The organism is Dyadobacter sp. SRI_021, assembly GCF_057586235.1.
This window is the reverse complement of record NZ_JBYCZM010000004.1, coordinates 147,361-163,605: the sequence shown is the minus strand read 5'-3', so window position 1 is coordinate 163,605 and position 16,245 is coordinate 147,361. Positions and strand designations below refer to the sequence as shown.

Genomic DNA, 16,245 nt, shown 5'->3' with positions numbered 1-16,245 from the left:
TTTCGTGCAAGGTACAAACAATCGGTTCACCGCAATGAATTCTCGAAAGGTATTCGCGAGAATTTCATTGCGGTTTTTTGAGACACGCGGTTACATCATTTATTGGAAAGTGGAGAGGTCGTCGTCGGCCAATGATGGGCTTTTGACCAATTTTTTACGCTCTTTGACAGAAGCAATGCGTTTTTTGAGAAAATAGGCAAATACCATGTACAATCCGAACATGCCGATGTAAATGTACAGCGAAGCCGTATTGGTAATGTCGCCATGGAATGTGAAAAACAATGCCGTATTCACGATAGTCACCATCCAGAGGGTGAACGATGCCCAGAAGTGGTTCAGGCCGTTGTCGATCAGAATATGGTGCATGTGGTTACGGTCGGCGACAAATGGCGAGCCGCCTTTGAAAATACGGACAATAAAGACCCGCAGCGTATCGAAAATCGGTACGATGAGCAGTACCATAACGATAATCGGCGCATTGAAATAAGCATTAGGATCGTGCAGGTAACCGACATTGAGCGAGAGGAATTCCACTGCGAAGATCGAAAGCAGGTAGCCGACGATCAGCGAACCGGTGTCGCCCATGAAAATCTTGCTGGTTTTGGAAAAATTGAAACGAAGGAAACCAAGTAGCGAACCCGACATCGCAAATGCGAGGCAGCCGAACGAGAAATGATCGTTTGCGATAAACCAGATCCCGAACCCGAGGCCGGCGATGAGGCTGATACCACCTGCCAGACCGTCGATCCCGTCGATGAGGTTGATCGCATTGATAATCGCGATGAATATGAAAACGGTAAGCGGGATGCTGATAAAGTCCGAAACGCCGTGAATGCCGAAGATACCGTAAAAATTATCGACCTTGAAGTTACCCATCGCAACAAGGATCAGCGACGCAAAAATCTGGATAATGAGCTTCTTGGTCGGGTCCACTGCCAGGATATCGTCCTTAATCCCAAGGAAGAACAGAATGATCACACCTGTCATGGCCAGGCTGATCAGGTTGGAATCGAGGATATTCTCCGAATGCGGCCACAGGAAGTAGGCAATCAGCGTGGCTGCAAATATGGCAATGCCCCCTAAAGTGGGCGTTTCCGTCTCATGTGAGCTCCTGAAACCCGGCTTTGCAGTCAAATGCAGCAGGTTGGAGAGGTTAATGATAATCGGTATCGAAATGATCGAAAGAAAGCATCCGATCAAAAAGGAAAGAAGGCATTGATAAATGTCGTGATGGACAAGCGTATTGACGTTTCCTTCAGTCAATATTTGCAGAGGTAGTTGTAGTTCCATGTGCCTGTCAAATTAGGAAGTGCGTTGAGGACGGATCGAAAAATCCAAATCAAATGTCGAAATATAAATCAATAATTGAAATATGCAAATGCCTGAATATCAAAATATTTACTATCTGGTTTAAGGTACTTGCGTTGACTTTCCGGCCCTAAATAAATTGTATAATTTTTCTTAAAGGTTTTAACCACAAAGTATAAAACCGCGGTTTCAGATTGTTGACTTTCCAGGCCAGCCGGTCGTTGCGGTTGGCCGCGATACGGTTCTTTAGTGTGCTGTTGCTGACTCCGCCCGCCCGCATTTTCACCAGGACCTTGGGCAGGTAAGCAAGCTTGATGTTTTCACGATGTACAAACCGCAGCATCAGTTCGTAATCTGCTGCGCTTCCCAGATCAAGGCGAAAGTGCCCGTGTGTGTTGTAGACCTCTTTCCTGACGAAAAAGGTGGGGTGTGGCGGCATCCATCCGTTCAGAAACGCACCCACTTTATAAGCACCAGAGACCCACTTTCTGCGCACCACCGTTGCATCGTTCGCGTCAATATATTCCAAATCGCCATAGGAAGCGTCGGCGTTGCTGGATGCCAGCACTCCGGCCACTTCACTGATTACCGACGGATACGCGTAAAAATCGTCGGCATTCAGGATTCCTATGATGTCACCGGTTGCTAATTGTATGCCTTTGTTCATGGCATCGTAAATTCCGGCGTCGGGTTCACTCAAAAAACGGGCGATTTTTTCACCGTATGACCGCACGATTTCCTGGGTCCCGTCCTTGGAGTTTCCGTCCACGACGATGTACTCGATATCCGGATAATCCTGTCCGAGCACGGATTCAATGCAGTAGCGGATCGTGGCCGCGCCATTATATACAACAGTAAGTATGCTTACTTTCAATTGGTTATAGTTCTTGTTTTGATGTATTTCGCAGGATTTCCCTGGTAAATTCCATAAGGCTCCATATGGCTTGTAGCCACCGATCCGACGGTCAGCAACGCATGGGAGCCTACTTGGACGCCCGGGCAAACTGTCGCCTGCGCACCGATCCAGGAGCCTGCGCCAAGCGTTATGGGCTTCACTATCAGGTCAAAAGTGCTTTTTCTATAATTATGGTTACCCGTCAGAAGCATCGCTCCCTGCGACAGGCATGCGTTTGATTCAATAGTCACCAATGTGAGGTTGTCGATCCACACATTCTCGCCGATCCATACGTGGTCGCCTATTTGCAGGAACCAGGGGTATTTCACATTCACTTTAGGCTTGATTACCACCCCCTTGCCGATCTTCGCGCCGAACAAACGGAGCAGTGCCACCTTGAATGCCGAAGGGTAGGGAATATGTGTGTGGATGAACAAACGGTTCAGCAAATACCATATCACCAGCTTCGGATAACCGCCCGGATTATACCAGTCGTTGTTATAAACGGACAGATTGGTTTGGGTTTCTGAGGTCTTTTCCATATTCCGTCCTGAAATGTGATATAATAGCTTCCTTGTCGCGTCCTACACGGTGATACACTTCGTAAATCTTGGCATCCACCAGAAAACGGTACCAAAACCCCTGTAAAACGTGCCATATGAGCCCCTTCGTTCCATCCAGGAAGCCCAATTTAACGAAGTACCTGTATGTAAAGTAGATAAACGGCCTCGTAAACAGCGGCATATTGGCATATTTGATTTTCAGGAAACGTGTACGCTGCTCCTGGCTTCCCCAGAAACTGGGCTCCACAGTCTCTTTGCTATCAAAGTTATATTTAATGTTCAACAGGTCGATGACCTCGCGGATTGCATAATTGTTATGCTTTTGGGTCCACCAGGTGAGGTTATTAAGGTTATGATCGACGATATCGTACTGCAATTGAGCGGTGGTGCCACTGCTGAGTTTGATATGTTCGTCCATCCACAGTTCCTCGCAAACGCCTAGCCCGCGCCGCCACACGCGCAGCAGCCAGATCGGGTAGTACCCGCCCCGTCGGATCCATTTTTCCATAAAAATGACCCGGCGTTTCACGTAGAGGCCTGATACGTCTTGCTGAATGTTGCGCATCGAAAGATTCAGCTCCTGCGCGAGCTCAGGCGTGATGTACTCGTCTGCGTCCATGCGCATGAGCCATTCCGTCTGGAACGGGTTATTCCGGATGCCGAAATTGAACTGGAAAGCGTAGGAAACCCAGGGATTTTGTACCACGATAGCGCCGAGGCTTTCGGCGATTGCCACCGTATCATCGGTGGAATACGAATCGACGATGAAAATCTTGTCGGTAACCTGTAACAGGCTTTGAATGCACCGGCCGATGTGCTTGGATTCGTTGTGCGTTAAAATGATGACTGATAAATCGACCATATTTGAATTAAAACAGACCTGTATCCCGGCGCCGGTCAGCGGTTACATTCGATAGCAAATGTAGTTACTTTTTTTGAACTCTCTTGTATTCTTCCAATAGCTGGTTGGCAACCACGCGGATGTCAAAATTTTCAGTTACCATCTTGTAAGCTCGATTTGCGATACCTTCCGCATAAGGCTTGTCTTGTAATATTTTAAGAAGGCCATCCGCCACGCCATCGCTGGTCAGCGGGGTCAGGTAAGCCGCATCGTAGCGCGCAATGTAGTCGCCGAAACCTACGCGGTCGGACACGAGTGCAGGCACGCCTGAGGTCATAGCTTCAAGCACCGCAATCGAAAATCCTTCGGAATAGGAGGGTGAAACGAATAGATCCGCATCGGCCAATGCCTCTTTTTTGATGGTGTCGGTCAGCATTCCTACGAGCTTAATGCGGCCTCCGAGGTTATGCTTTCGGATAAAATCTTCGGTTTCTGCCTGGTAACCGTCGTCGGGCCCCGCTAATATCAGCTGGGCGTCCGGTATTTGCTCGTGAATTTTCTGAAATGCAGGTAAAAGCAGGTCAAGGCCTTTCTTAATGTTCAGCCTGGCCAGGAACAGTACCATTTGCTGGTCGGGTGAAATGCCATGTTTAGCCCTGAAAATACCCTTAGCGGGCAAGTTGGCGCGGTTATACTCGTCGAGCTTCATGCCATTAGGCACGATCACCATGTTTTTCGGACGGTAACCCAGGTAACGGATCACGTCCGCTTCTTCGTCCGTGTTGTTGATTTGGACCAGATCGGCTTTACCAAGCAGCCTTTTTTGGTATAACAAAGTCACCAGGTCCTTCTTCCATTTACTATGCGCGACCGCCCATTTGTCGAGCAGGCCGTGGATGGTGACGACTTTAACCGCCTTGGAGGGAATCAGGAACGGTGCCAGGCTACCAAAATGCCAGATCCCGTGCATATGTACCACGTCGTACTCGTGGATGTGCTTTTTCAGGTATTTGTACAATTCGACGGAAAATTCCCGGTAAAAGTTGCTTACCGGCGTCGTACGTGCAACTGCGATCAGTCGCGCGCCCTCGGGCACGGGGTACATTTTCTCACCGGGTGTCATTGGGCTCAGAATATCGACCTGGTGGCCCTGCTTTACGACCTCGGTAGTGTGGTCATAGATAATGCGGGCCGGGCCTCCGATCGCCCATGTATATGCACAAATATTGAGTATTCGCATGCTTAGGTTTTAATGTATAGTTGTGTTCGTTATGCTTCCTGTCTTTGGGCGGCCAGGTCGTGGTACGTTTCGGACATTTGCACAGCCACCGGTCCGGATGCGAATGGAGCAATCAATTTCAAAGATTCTTGGCCCATTGCGGCGATGCGGTCGGGATTTTGGATGAAAAACGTTAAATGCTTTTCCAAAGCGGCTTGCTGTGTGTGATTAAATGTAAATCCGTTTACACCATCCCGCACCAGATCACCGACGCATCCGCAGGTATCGGACACGATCACGGGCATTCCGCATACCATCGCTTCATTCACCACCAGCCCCCACGGCTCCGATTTGCTGGGTAACACCAGCACATCGCTCTGTGCCAGCCAGCCTGGCACCTGGTACCACGGGAATCCCCCGGCGAAAATGACCTTACCGGCAACACCGGAACCGGCCACCAGCTTTTCCAGATTCTCCTTTTCAGGTCCGTCACCTACAAAAAGCAGCTGCCAGTCGGCGCCGGTTTGCCTCACAGTATGGTCAAATGCGCGGATTAATGTATCCAGGTTCTTTTCCGGCGCGAGCCTGCCCACGTAGACGAATTTCTTTGAAACAGGCTTCGCAGTCGCATGAAGCTCTTTTTGGGCTTCGTCGTACCGTTGGCGGATTACCTGCTCATCGATCACCGCCGCATTGCGCACTTTGATAGCGCTTTTCGCAACGCCCAGACTTTCCAGGTATTCCGCCGATGTTTTGCCAAAGCAAAAAAATGCATTGGCACGGCTCACAATTACTTTCTTGATCGCCTCTTTCCAACCGGAACGGTTATGATCCGCGGAGGAAGATTCCGATGAAATCACCACTTTCACACCTTTTGCGCGCGCATAAAACATGAGCAGTACCTGCGCCCAGTCGAAATAGCCGGTGATATTGAGTACATCGGGCCGGTACTCGTTGAAGATCCTGAAAAGCGCTTCGCGCCGTGCGCCGAAGCCTACCTGGTCGAGGCTTCGCTCGAAAAGGACCTTGTAAGGATAATCGTAGACGATCGTATCGTCATTTTGCATGACTTTCCGGCTCGCCTCGTACAATGCGATCTGGGCGACAAGCAATTCGTCGGCCGGATCGGCCCGCTTCATAGCGCGGTCGATCTCACTGAAAAGCTTCGATTTGTAATGCGCCCATAATTGGTTGTGAACAATCAGTACGCGCATCATTTCCGAAGGTTAAGGTATTCCTGAAACAATGGGTACAGGTTATCAGCCAGGAAGGCCTGCCCGCTGCTGTTGAAATGTACGACATCCATTTTCCGGTAACGTTCCTTCGATACACCGAACTGGAATTCATCTATCAGCCTGATATTCTTTTCTTTGGCAAATGCAATGATCTCCTGCCCCTGGTCATTGAAATGGCCGAGGTCGATCTCGGAAATTTCCGGATGCAGGTAAATGAACATCGGGATATTCTGCTGCCGGGCGATTTCATAGAGCTGCTCATAACCCGGGTTGAATATCAGACCCGGCTTGCGGATACCCGCTTCGTTGAGCTTTTCGGCTTTAATCGTATCCTCAACCGCTTTAGCGTCGGCCGCGACGTGCGCACTGTCGGTCACGTCGGGCTTCACAATTGCAATATTCTCTTCCTTTTTCTCCGGTTCGGGCGTCAGGAAAAGGGTATCCAGGAAATAGAAGAACATCCAGCGGTACCGATCCCAAAGTTCATAGAGCGCTACCTTATATTGTTTATCGGGCCATCCGGGATCGATCCCTACCGGGCTCTGGTGGGACATGATGTCGTGTGCATCATGGCTGCTCGTTACGAGGCAAATCAGTTTGGCCTTGAAAGTACCGTATTTTTTGAGGTAAGCGGCGATATTATCCGGCCCCCAGGAGCCGGCGGAGATGTTCAGCACGCGCACCCGCTTGTTGAAATCCTTTAAAAAGCGTTTTTCGAGCAGGGTGGAAGCAATGCTGTCCTGATCGGTAAGACTTCCGCCGTTGACGACCGAATCGCCGATCAGCAGAATCACGAGGCTATCGGTGGGCAGTACCTCCTCATTCCGCATGGAGAGGCTATTGGTACGCAGCACCTGACCGAACCTTTTGACGTCCTGGTTAGGTGCATATATATATTCAAAATCAGGATCAGATACATAAAGAGGCGAATTACAAAAGCCATATTTTACCCTTAATACAACCTCGGTAATCCCTGCGAGAATGACAATAGCTATTAAAAAACCGTAAACAAACTTTAACATCAAGTGAACGTCTTCTGCGTCGAAAGTGACTGCAAATTTAGGATTACTTTTTCCATTTACTGCTTTTTCGGTTTTCGTTAACTAAATAAGTCGGTATTTAATCCGGCATGGTCGCTGCTGCCGACCTTCTTCCCCGGTGTTCCTATTGCTCCCCAACCACCGGTAAAATAGTGACAATACCGGAATACGCCGGGTGGATGGTTCGCTGATCAATCACCTGGCATAAGTCTTTATTGTGGGGCGTTTCAGTTTTGTATTAGTCAAAACCTAAAAACGAAGCGTCATGAGATTTATAGAATCAAAAACGGGGATTAACGCGGAGTCGGTGAAGCTCTTTGTACACGAGGTAGGGCAGGGCAAACCCGCCATATTCGTTTCGGGCTGGCCGCTCAGCCATGAAATGTGGGAGTATCAGTTTAATGTTTTACCTAAACACGGGATACGCTGCATTGGCTACGACCGCCGTGGCTTCGGAAAGTCTGACAAGCCGTGGAATGGCTACGACTACGACACGCTTGCCGCCGACCTTAAATCGGTGATCGACACGCTGGGTCTGGACGACGTGACACTCGTCGGGTTCTCGATGGGTGGAGGCGAAGTAGTGCGGTATCTGAGCAAATATGGCAGCAGCAAGGTTTCGAAAGCTGTCCTGATCAGTACTGTGCTTCCTTATATGCTTAAAACCGACGACAACCCAGAGGGCGTGCCCCAGGGCGTGTTCGATGGATTTGTGAAAGAGATAGAGGGCGACCGGCCGAAGTTTCTGGCAGGTTTCGCCAGGGATTTTTATGGAAATACGTTTCTGAACAATGCGGTAAGTGATGAACTGCTGCAATGGCACAGCATGCTGGCCCTGCAAGGTTCAGGGCGCGCTACTACGCAATGCATCCGCAGTTTCAGCGCCACCGATTTTCGCAATGAAATATCGTTGCTCGATGTCCCGGTGCTCATTATTCATGGAGAAGATGATAAGACGGTACCCATTAACGTGAGCAGCGAGCGTACCTCTCAAATGCTGCCAGGTGCCGAGTATATTGTTTACGAAAGTGCGCCGCACGGTCTGTTCGTGACGCACAAGGAGCGGCTGAACGAGAACCTGATCCAGTTTATCAATCAGGAAGTGGTGACGATCAGCAATCCGTATACCGACATTTCAACCTAGCATCAAAAACTCAGATCATAAGTATGCGGGGCGGTACCAGTGGGCGCCCCGCTTTTATGCGATCATTTCAATCAGTTCGATGCGGTTCCCGAATGGGTCGCGGAAAGAGAAGCGGTTACGGTCGGGGATTTTGCTATCGTTTTTAATGGCAATGCCGTGCTTTTCAAGCAGCGCACGGGCTTCTTCCAGATTGTCCACTTCAAATGCCGGGTGACGTTGCGACACACCGTGTACATCTTCGGCCCGGATATGCAGCTGGATATCGCCCATCTGGAACCATATCGCACCGTGGGGTAGCGGGTAGCCCAGGTCAGTCAGTTCCTCAAGGCCCAATACTCCGCCATAGAATTCCCGTGCCTGCTGCTCGGTGCCCGGCGGGATGCAGAGCATAATGTGATCCAGTCTTTTGAATTTAATGTTCATAGTAAGGAGTGTTTTGGGCATCAAAGCTAGCGCCATATTTTGGATAAACCTTTCTGTGTGCCCCAAATCGGGTCAAAAAGTGGAATGGGGACTTTGCTGATGTTTTCCAATGCGCGCGGCCGGTCGCCGGGTTCACCGCGGAGAATGTCATAATCTCGACCATCCGGATAAGCTCCTACTACTGCGAAATCCGCCGATGCTTCCAGTTTCTTGTGCCCGACCCCGGCGGGTATTATCAGCACATCGCCGGCTGTCACTTGCAGCTTTTCGCCACGCTCCCCGCCCATGTGCAGCAATGCGCTGCCCTGGTACACGCCCAGGACTTCGTGGGTGATGCTATGGTAATGATGATAGGGAAATACGCCATTTCGCCATGAATTCGTCCAATTGTTCTCAGCAAAGCGCCTTTCAAGCCAGGCCGCGCCCTCCTCACCACTGCCCGTGAAAGCGCCATGGTAAACCAGCAGCGGATATTTGCTGTTGGGAATGCTGCCGTCGTCCTGGAACTGGTATGTGTGCGGTTGTGTGATGTTCATGGTTACGTGGTGTGTTATGGTTACTCCAAAATGCTACGTGTATAATTCCTGACATGGTCCCGGAGGCTTGCTTTTACTTCCAACCAGGTGACGTTTAACAAATCAATGGGATCCTCTTGAGGATCGGCGTCCTCGAAGTACACAAGTCTCAAAAGTTCCAGGGTTGATTCTGCGACTGTCTCCTTGTGTAACTTTTGAAATCGTTTATATGGAGGTCGAATGCGACACAAATGAAATTGAGAACATCCTTTTTGAGATACGCAGCAAAAATGATCCGTTCCTTGAACCGATTGACCCCATAAAACCGGATTACATTAATAAAATCGTCCCAAGTTCCGTAGTTGGCGACTTTTTCCATTACAAATAAGTCCTTTTCCTGAAAGTCGATTTGATCGAAATCGACATCCCAGAATGCGGTTCTGGATATTGTAGGCTTAACCATCAAAGAGTTTTCCATTTTGCTGTCAGTTTTTCACAGGCCCTTTACTCACCTCTTTTCCTTCCTTCCAAACGGATTCGATCTTTCTTGTGTTCCGGATGTCGTCGAGAGGATTGGCGGAGAGGATGAGCAGGTCGGCTTTTTTGCCTTTTTCGAGGGTGCCTTTTTCCTGGTCGATGTGCAACGCGGCGGCCGCATTGCGGGTGCTGATCGTGATGGCTTGCGCAGGTGTGAGGCCGGCTTTTACCATCAGCTCCATTTCCAAATGCTCCGTAAAGCCCTGCGTGCGAACAGGGAACGCGCCGGAATCGGTGCCGAGAGCTACATTGATGCCTGCGTCGTGGATTTTCTTCAAATTGATCATCGCCGTTTTGAATGCCGACATATTGCGCTGGTAATCCGGCGAATTCCTGATTTTCTCGGCATAAGCCTTGTCGGTGATCATTTCGAAAACACCCGGTTCGAGCGAGGCTTTGAAAAATGGGTCGTTGATCCATTCGGGATTGCCGGCGTAGGCAAACTGATACTCGTCCAGGGACAACGTAGGTACGTAAGTCACGTTTTTCTGCCTCATTTTGGTCAGCAGGCTCTGGTCTACTTCCTTGTCGCGGATGCTGTGGGCGATGATGTCTATTCCCGCTTCGGTGAGTTTGCGAGCGTCTTCGAGGTAGAAGAGGTGGGCAGCTACGCGGATGTTGCGTTTGTGTGCCTCGCGGATAATGGCCTGGTAGATCTCAGGTTTCATTTTTTGTGCATGGCCGCCGTGATCGTCGACCCAGATCTTCACGACTGTGGGCTTTACCGCAGCCAGCTTTTCCATCATCGCCGGGACATCTTCGGGCGTGGTGGGGCGCAGCAACAGGTTCATCCATGAGCCGGGATTCGGATCGGGCGTGTTGAAGCCGTAGCCTGCCGAATACAGCCTTGCTCCCGGGAGCAGCCCAGCCTGGGTGGAGTCGATAAAGCCGTTGAATATCAGGGGACGGTCGGTACCCATGGCCAACACGGCGCTGACGCCGTAATCTTCGTATTTTTTCAGGTGCCGCAGCAGGTTTTCGCGGGTGTAGTTGTCGGCAGACGACGTCGTGCCTTTAAGCGTTCCCACGTGCGCGTGGGCGCAGATGAGCGAGGGCATGACGGTTTTGCCGTTCAAATCGATTTCGTGGGCACCATTGGTTCTAATCCCTTTTTGAATGGCGGCGATCTGCCCGGCGGTGATCAGGATATCGGTTTGGGACTGCGGTACGGAACCCGTGCCGTCAATCACCGTGGCGTTTTTGAGCAGGATCGAACCGGTATTTTGGGCGGATAACCCGGCCGGGAGCAGGATGCCGATTATTTGAAATAGAAATAATAATTTCTTCATGATTAATAGATCTGGGATTTGAATAGGATCAGGTGCATTGGTACATATTTTGATGAAGTAAAAAGTCGCGCCGGGCAGGTGCGAAAATTAAAAAACATCAACACCTAAAGAATAATATCATGGCTAAATATTCGAAAAAAGCTGGTGAGAAGGTGGAGGAAGCCTTGCATGAGCAAAAAGAAGGAAAGCTGAAATCCGGTTCAGGAAAAAAGGTGACTTCTAAAAAACAAGCCATCGCCATCGGTTTATCCGAAGCCCGCAAGGAAGGTGCGAAAGTCCCTAAAAAGAAAGACTAGCAGTGTATTAAGCATAAAGCCCTTTTTCCATAGTCTGGAAAGGGGGCTTTTTTGTAAATAATGTAAAGTGAAAGATGCGGGTGGGGAATTGACATTCGCATTCGATAAAATTAATTCTAACGTGGGCTTATAATCCTTAAAATAGTCGAATAACTGCTATATTGTACGGACACTACTGACGTTTCTAATTGTAAGTTCTTTTAAAATGAATGACCTGAGGAAGGAGCTATTGAAGCTGCTGCAAAAGGATGAGCGCATTTTTGACTTTATCCAGGACTCGGCCACAGACGGATTATTAATATGGAGGCATTCAAAGCCGGACGATTACTGGGCTGACAAGAAATTGCAGCAAACGATCGCGCCAGGCCCGGGTTTTCAACAGGGCAACGACGTGCCTGCTTCACTTTTTGAAAATGCTTCTTTTTCATTCCATATAAAGAATGTTCTAGCGGGTTTTCCCGAAAGCGAGGAGCCGCGCCATGGCGTTGTCAGACTTTCTCGTGATAACGCACAGGCATTGCGGTTGGCAGTTACCTCCATTTATGCACATGCAGAACCATATGGTTGGCTCGTTTTGTCGGGTTTCCGACGCGATAACCTGTTGCCCGAACTGCCAGGTTTAGTTACCAGCACTGAGCTCTATCAGTCTTTCCTGAATAGCAATGCGATTTATGTGACGAGTATTGATCTGGAAGGAAACTACAAATATGTCAACGACCATTTCTGTGAGTTTTACGGGCTGGAAAGAAACGCGATCATTGGCAAATCATCTCTTGGCGACATTGTGCCGGAGGATATCGAAAAGTGCCTGCAAGCGGGGGAGCAATGCTTTATCAACCCGGGAATACCGCAACCGATAATCCTTAGGAAGTACTCGTCGCTGGACGGGGTCAAAACGACGCAATGGGAATTCACAGGCATCGCCGACGAAAATGGGGTAGTTGAGGAGATATTATGCATCGGGTACGATATTACCCAGCAGCTCAAAGTACAGGAAGATCTGTCGGTGCTCGTATCCAATATGCAGGATGTGCTGTTCACAATCTCCCCGGCTGGCATTTTCAGTTATGTATCGCCGAGCTGGACGTCGATGTATGGACATACAATTGAAGAAACTGTCGGAAGGCCGTTCACCGAATTCATTCATCCCGACGATTTCCACATCTGTTTCGAGGCCTTGCGCATTACCGCCGAAACCGGTGTACCGGTGCCGGGCGGTGTAGAGCACCGGATCAGGCACAAGGATGGATCGTGGTCGTGGAGCAATACCAGCGCCAATATCGATCCGGTAAGCAAGGAAATCATTCTGACAAGCCACGACATTACCGAACTGCGAAACTCCCGTGAGCGCCTTAAAGAGCTGGCTATCGTCGCTTCCAACACGACAGACTATATTGTTATAACCGACAGTAAGGGGTATATAACATGGGTTAATAAAGCCTATGAAACGCACACCGGTTACGAGCGGAAGGAGATAAAAGGAATGAGCCCGCTGGTTTTATTGCGCGGCCCTGAAACCGACCCCGATACTCTCGACCGGATTTTGCTGCATTGCAAAGAGAAGAAGGTTGTGCGGGAGGAAGTGCTTTGCTATACCAAAACCGGGGTGAGCTACTGGGTTGACCTTAAAGTGACACCTGTTTTCGATGATTATGGTAACTGCACCCATTTCATAGCCGTCGAAAGGGATATTACTGCCCGTAAAGCGGCAGACCAGGAGCTGAGGCGGATCAAGGACATTCAGGAGCAGACCAACAGTGTTGCGCGTGTAGGAGGGTGGGAGCTGTACGCACGCACGGGAGAGCTCTACTGGTCGCCTACCACCAAGGAAATCCATGAAGTGCCACCGGATTATGTTCCGAATACCGATACCGCGATTCATTTTTATAAAGAAGGACATAGCAGGGAGGTTATCACCAGGGCTGTGGCCGAGGGGCTGGCCTATGGAACGCCCTGGGACAGCGAGTTGCAGTTGGTAACGGCAAAAGGGAACGAGTTGTGGGTCAGGTCGATCGGGAAGGCCGAAATGGTAGACGGCGTGTGCGTTCGTGTTTACGGGGCGTTTCAGGATATCACGCACCGCAAACAGGCCGAGATGGATATCAAGAATTCGGAAGTCAAATTCCGGACCTTGTATGATTCCACGAGTGATGCGGTAATCCTTTTTGACCATACGGGCTACCTGGACTGTAATGAAGCCGCATTGAAAATGTTTGGAATCGATTCCGTCGAGATGTTTAGGGAAATGCCGATGGGCGATTTGTCGGGATTGAACGAGATCGGCATGGAAGACTACAAAAGCGAGGGTCACAGGCATGTGCAGATGGTTTATGAAAAGGGCACACACAGTTTCGAATGGAAATACAGGCGTTTCGGCGAATCGAAGGAGTCGTTTATTGCCGAGGTTTTGCTTAACCTGATGAAGGTCAACGACTCCGAGATTATCCAGGCGGTGATCCGCGATATTACCCTCCGGAAGCGCGCGGAACTCGAACTGCTCGAAGCCCGGGAACATGCGGAAGCGGCCAGCAAACTGAAATCAGAGTTTCTGGCCAATATGAGCCACGAAATCCGCACACCGCTGAACGGTGTGGTCGGATTTACCGATCTGCTGATGAAAACCAATCTGGACGAAACCCAGCAGCAATACATGTCGATGGTTTTTCAGTCGGCCAATTCGCTGATGGACATTATCAACGACATCCTCGACTTTTCCAAAATTGAAGCCGGCAAACTGGAACTGACTCCAGAGAAGACCGATCTGCTGGAAGTTTGCGGACAAGTAGCTGATATGGTGACTTACCAGGCGCAGCAGAAACACCTGGAAATGCTGCTGAACATCCCGGCCGACATTCCGCAGTTCGTCTGGTGTGATTCCGTGCGGCTGCGGCAAATCCTTGTGAATTTGCTCAGCAATGCAGTCAAATTCACGAGCAGCGGGGAAATCGAGCTGAAAATAGAACTTCTGCAAAAGGTAAGCGGCCTTGACTATACATTCCGGTTCTCGGTCCGCGATACGGGCATCGGTATCGATCCTCAAAATCAGCGTCGCATTTTCGAGGCATTTTCACAGGAAGATTCCTCCACCACCAAGCGGTTTGGAGGTACAGGGCTTGGCCTCACCATTTCCAATAGTCTCCTCGGGCTGATGGACAGCCGCCTGCAATTAATGAGCAAGCTCGAACATGGCAGCACCTTCTTTTTCGACGTTACATTCCGCGCCATCGAAGGGGAAGACCGGTTTGAATGGGAGAATGTGGAGCAGATCGAAAATGTGCTGGTGGTCGACGATAATATCCACAACGGGCAGATTTTGAAAGATATGCTGGCGAACAAGCGGATCGCTGCGGATTACGTCCGCAGCGGAGAAGAGGCATATGACCTGCTGGTTACGGGTAAAGGATATGATGTGATACTCATGGATTGTCAGATGCCGGGGCGGGACGGGATCGAGACGATCCGGATGCTACGAAAGCTGGAAGGCAAGGCCGGCCGGCAGCCCGTCATATTGCTGAACGATTCGTTTGATGAGGAAGCGCTGAGTGCTTTTGGGAACGAGTTGGATATCCGGCATTTTTTGGTAAAACCAGTTAAAATACAACAGCTTTTTCATGCGCTGTCCGATCTGGGACTCAAAACAAAAATTCCGGAAAAGCCCGCCAAAACAGTATCGCAGGAAAAACTATCCCAAGAACCTTACGAAACAGGAGAGGTGAAAATACTCATAGCGGAAGACCACAAGATCAACATGCTGCTAGTTAAATCGATGCTGGGTAAAATATTGCCCGGCAGCGAGTTGATCGAGGCGGCAAACGGACGGGAAGCGATCGAGGCATTCCTGAGAACCAGCCCCGACATCGTTTTTATGGACATTCAAATGCCGGAAATGAACGGGTATGAAGCCACGCGCGAGATCAGGCAGGCGGGAAGCCCGCACGTGCCGATCATCGCGCTTACAGCGGGTACCGTAGTAGGCGAGCGCGAGAAATGCATCGAGGCCGGTATGGACGATTACCTCACTAAACCCGTTTTGAAAGACACGCTCGAGGCGGCGGTCCGCAAATGGCTTCACAAGCCGGATTAACCGTTCACCACCTGTCCGCCGTTGGGGTGTAATACCTGCCCGCTCATGTACGAGGCGTCTTCACTGGCCAGGAACACGTAACAAGTGGCTACCTCGCAAGGCTGCCCCGGGCGCTTGAACGGGGTGTCTTTACCGAATTTTTTCACCCGCTCCGAATCAAAAGTAGAGGGGATGAGCGGTGTCCAGATCGGCCCCGGCGCCACCGCATTCACCCGGATGCCCTTTTCGGCCAGATTTCCCGCCAGCGACCGCGTGTAAGCGACGATCGCGCCTTTGGTGGATGAATAATCCAGCAACGACGGACTGCCGTGATAGGCCGTAACGGAAGTAGTATTGATAACTGTGTCCCCCTGCTGCAAATGCGGCAATGCGGCTTGCGTGAAGTAGAAAAAGGAGAAGATGTTAGTCGCAAAGGTATCGCTCAACTGATCTGGCGAAATCTGGTCGACGCTTTCCTGCGGATGCTGCTCTGCAGCATTGTTGACCAGGATATTCAGTTTCCCGAATTCATTGACCGTACGGCTTACCGCCTCTCTACAAAACGCCTCGCTGCGGATGTCTCCCTGTATGAGCAGGCAGCTTCTTCCTTCGGCCTCCACCATAGCCCTGGTATCGGCAGCGTCCTGATTTTCATCGAGGTACACAATGGCGATGTCCGCGCCTTCGCGCGCGAAATGCACCGCTACCGAGCGGCCTATGCCACTGTCGCCTCCTGTAATGAGGGCTGTTTTACCTTTCAGTTTGCCGCTGCCGCGGTAGTTTTCGCGAATCACGACCGGTGCCGGATCCATAACCTCTTCTATGCCGGGCTGCGCGCTTTGCGTCTGCCCGCGGGTGTCTATCTCGAAGCTCATAA

The 16,245-nt window shown here is 50.3% G+C and carries 15 protein-coding genes; 3 read left to right on the top strand and 12 right to left on the bottom strand.

All coding sequences use genetic code 11. The annotated features are described in order from the left end of the window. Positions 1 to 99: 99 nt before the first annotated feature. From AC2YIT_RS13650 to AC2YIT_RS13620, 7 genes are all read right to left on the bottom strand, one after another. On the bottom strand, positions 100 to 1,290 hold the full coding sequence (locus AC2YIT_RS13650) for an MraY family glycosyltransferase (protein ID WP_430845843.1): 1,191 nt from the start codon (positions 1,288 to 1,290) through the stop codon (positions 100 to 102). A 148-nt stretch (positions 1,291 to 1,438) separates the two neighbouring features. Then, on the bottom strand, positions 1,439 to 2,182 hold the full coding sequence (locus AC2YIT_RS13645) for a glycosyltransferase family 2 protein (protein ID WP_430845844.1): 744 nt from the start codon (positions 2,180 to 2,182) through the stop codon (positions 1,439 to 1,441). Then, positions 2,179 to 2,745 carry a putative colanic acid biosynthesis acetyltransferase gene (locus AC2YIT_RS13640; RefSeq protein WP_430845845.1) on the bottom strand — a complete coding sequence of 189 codons (567 nt, stop codon included), beginning with the start codon at positions 2,743 to 2,745 and terminating at the stop codon, positions 2,179 to 2,181. Before AC2YIT_RS13640 ends, AC2YIT_RS13645 begins: the two co-directional genes overlap by 4 nt. After that, positions 2,702 to 3,628 carry a glycosyltransferase family 2 protein gene (locus tag AC2YIT_RS13635; RefSeq protein WP_430845846.1) on the bottom strand — a complete coding sequence of 309 codons (927 nt, stop codon included), beginning with the start codon at positions 3,626 to 3,628 and terminating at the stop codon, positions 2,702 to 2,704. The genes AC2YIT_RS13640 and AC2YIT_RS13635 overlap by 44 nt, the downstream gene beginning before the upstream one ends. A gap of 64 nt (positions 3,629 to 3,692) precedes the next feature. After that, on the bottom strand, positions 3,693 to 4,847 hold the full coding sequence (locus AC2YIT_RS13630) for a glycosyltransferase (RefSeq protein WP_487279524.1): 1,155 nt from the start codon (positions 4,845 to 4,847) through the stop codon (positions 3,693 to 3,695). Positions 4,848 to 4,876: 29 nt separating this feature from the next. Beyond that, the gene (locus tag AC2YIT_RS13625; protein ID WP_487279523.1) at positions 4,877 to 6,043 is read right to left on the bottom strand and encodes a glycosyltransferase; all 1,167 of its coding nucleotides are present in this window, start codon (positions 6,041 to 6,043) and stop codon (positions 4,877 to 4,879) included. Next, a complete protein-coding gene (locus AC2YIT_RS13620) occupies positions 6,040 to 7,083 on the bottom strand; it encodes an SGNH/GDSL hydrolase family protein (RefSeq protein ID WP_487279522.1) in 1,044 nt (347 codons plus the stop codon). The genes AC2YIT_RS13625 and AC2YIT_RS13620 overlap by 4 nt, the downstream gene beginning before the upstream one ends. A gap of 283 nt (positions 7,084 to 7,366) precedes the next feature. Between AC2YIT_RS13620 and AC2YIT_RS13615 the strand changes: the two genes are divergently transcribed. Beyond that, positions 7,367 to 8,245, top strand: a complete 879-nt coding sequence (locus tag AC2YIT_RS13615) for an alpha/beta fold hydrolase (protein ID WP_487279521.1) — start codon at positions 7,367 to 7,369, stop codon at positions 8,243 to 8,245. A 54-nt stretch (positions 8,246 to 8,299) separates the two neighbouring features. On the opposite strand, the gene AC2YIT_RS13610 is transcribed toward AC2YIT_RS13615, so the two are convergent. From AC2YIT_RS13610 to AC2YIT_RS13595, 4 genes are all read right to left on the bottom strand, one after another. Further along, entirely contained in the window at positions 8,300 to 8,668 is a 369-nt protein-coding gene (locus AC2YIT_RS13610; protein ID WP_487279520.1) for a VOC family protein, read from the bottom strand. Positions 8,669 to 8,694: 26 nt separating this feature from the next. Continuing rightward, positions 8,695 to 9,204 carry a cupin gene (locus tag AC2YIT_RS13605; protein ID WP_487279519.1) on the bottom strand — a complete coding sequence of 170 codons (510 nt, stop codon included), beginning with the start codon at positions 9,202 to 9,204 and terminating at the stop codon, positions 8,695 to 8,697. A 148-nt stretch (positions 9,205 to 9,352) separates the two neighbouring features. Then, positions 9,353 to 9,661 (bottom strand): DUF6922 domain-containing protein, encoded by a 309-nt coding sequence (locus AC2YIT_RS13600; RefSeq protein WP_487279518.1) that lies wholly within the window; start codon positions 9,659 to 9,661, stop codon positions 9,353 to 9,355. A 7-nt stretch (positions 9,662 to 9,668) separates the two neighbouring features. Continuing rightward, entirely contained in the window at positions 9,669 to 11,009 is a 1,341-nt protein-coding gene (locus AC2YIT_RS13595) for an amidohydrolase family protein (RefSeq protein WP_487279517.1), read from the bottom strand. Positions 11,010 to 11,128: 119 nt separating this feature from the next. On the opposite strand from AC2YIT_RS13595, the gene AC2YIT_RS13590 reads away from it, so the two are divergent. Both AC2YIT_RS13590 and AC2YIT_RS13585 read left to right on the top strand, forming a co-directional pair. Then, positions 11,129 to 11,305 (top strand): DUF6496 domain-containing protein, encoded by a 177-nt coding sequence (locus AC2YIT_RS13590; RefSeq protein ID WP_012779878.1) that lies wholly within the window; start codon positions 11,129 to 11,131, stop codon positions 11,303 to 11,305. A 205-nt stretch (positions 11,306 to 11,510) separates the two neighbouring features. Next, positions 11,511 to 15,389 carry a PAS domain S-box protein gene (locus AC2YIT_RS13585; RefSeq protein ID WP_487279516.1) on the top strand — a complete coding sequence of 1,293 codons (3,879 nt, stop codon included), beginning with the start codon at positions 11,511 to 11,513 and terminating at the stop codon, positions 15,387 to 15,389. Here the strand turns inward: AC2YIT_RS13585 and AC2YIT_RS13580 are convergent. Then, entirely contained in the window at positions 15,386 to 16,243 is an 858-nt protein-coding gene (locus tag AC2YIT_RS13580) for an SDR family oxidoreductase (RefSeq protein WP_487279515.1), read from the bottom strand. The two genes, AC2YIT_RS13585 and AC2YIT_RS13580, sit on opposite strands and share 4 nt — an antisense overlap. Positions 16,244 to 16,245: the final 2 nt, after the last annotated feature.